Here is a 1015-nt window from a genome sequence, read left to right on the forward strand (position 1 = left end):
CAGACCGCGTAATTCAGATAGGCCGGGCTGTCACCCAGCGCGCGATGCAGCTGGGTCGAAATAAAACCGGGCTGCCGCTTCATGATCGCGGCGTCGTCCTGCCAAGCCCTGAGGAAACTGTCCTCGTCGGCCGCATCGAGTGTGAAGAGGTTGACCAGCACGACGTTGGTGGCGTCGACCGCGAGCTGACGGTCGATCGGGAACGCGGGGTCCAGGGGGCGCATCTGCGGCATGGTTTACTCCTTTGATATGGTGCTATGATGTCAGTTCGATCTGATGGATACGTATCAATATTGACATTATGATGTCAATATACCGCTATGGTGACAAATGCCCCAGACCAAGCGAACGCCGGCGGGTGAAGCCCTGAGCGGCCTGATTCTCGACCTGTTCAGGCTCAACAGCCTGCTGTTCACGTCAGGCGACCGGATGGTGGCCGGGCTCGGGCTGACCAGCGCCCGCTGGCAGATCCTCGGCGCCATCGTCGCCGCCGACGCACGCGGCCCGCGAGCGTCTCATGTTCCCTTCGTGATCGCGCGGCGCGACGATCGCGTGATCGTGCAGCTCCATCTCACCGCGAGGAATCCGCTGGTCGAGCTCGCCGACGGTATCAGGCGCTTTCTGCTGATCGTCTCGGGCGACGACGCCTACATCTCGAACGACTGGTACGTCTCGCGCGACAACGTTTCGACCTGGCTCTACGAGGCGGTGCATCTGTCCGGCGTCGCGCACCTGCGCGATCGCGGCGAGAATCGTGGTCACGGTGACGCGCTGCTCGCGGTCTCCGAGGCGCGGCTGCCGAAGCAGCCCTGGGACCTCACGCAGATGGAGCCCGGCAAGCGCGAACAGATGCTGGCGTCGATCAGGGTGATCGATCTCGTCGTCGACGAGATCGAGGGGCAATCGAAACTCAATCAGCACAAGAGCGATGCGGACTACGTCGCGCTCGTCGACCGCCTGGCGCAGGCGGAAGAGACCGCAAGCCAGAGACTGGCGGAGAAGATGCGTGCGCTAC

General features: G+C 63.1%; 2 protein-coding genes. One reads left to right on the forward strand and one right to left on the reverse strand.

The features are described 5' to 3' along the window. Window positions 1-233, reverse strand: a 233-nt coding sequence (locus ACJH6I_RS31855) for an antibiotic biosynthesis monooxygenase family protein (protein ID WP_406785202.1), incomplete at its 3' end; no start/stop codon positions are given. Between the two features lie 97 nt (window positions 234-330). Here ACJH6I_RS31855 and ACJH6I_RS31860 point away from each other — a divergent pair. Next, window positions 331-1015, forward strand: a 685-nt coding sequence (locus ACJH6I_RS31860; protein WP_406785203.1) for an FMN-binding negative transcriptional regulator, incomplete at its 3' end; no start/stop codon positions are given.

This window comes from Mycobacterium sp. SMC-13 (assembly GCF_045311035.1).
In the GTDB taxonomy this organism is placed as follows: Bacteria; Actinomycetota; Actinomycetes; order Mycobacteriales; family Mycobacteriaceae; genus Mycobacterium.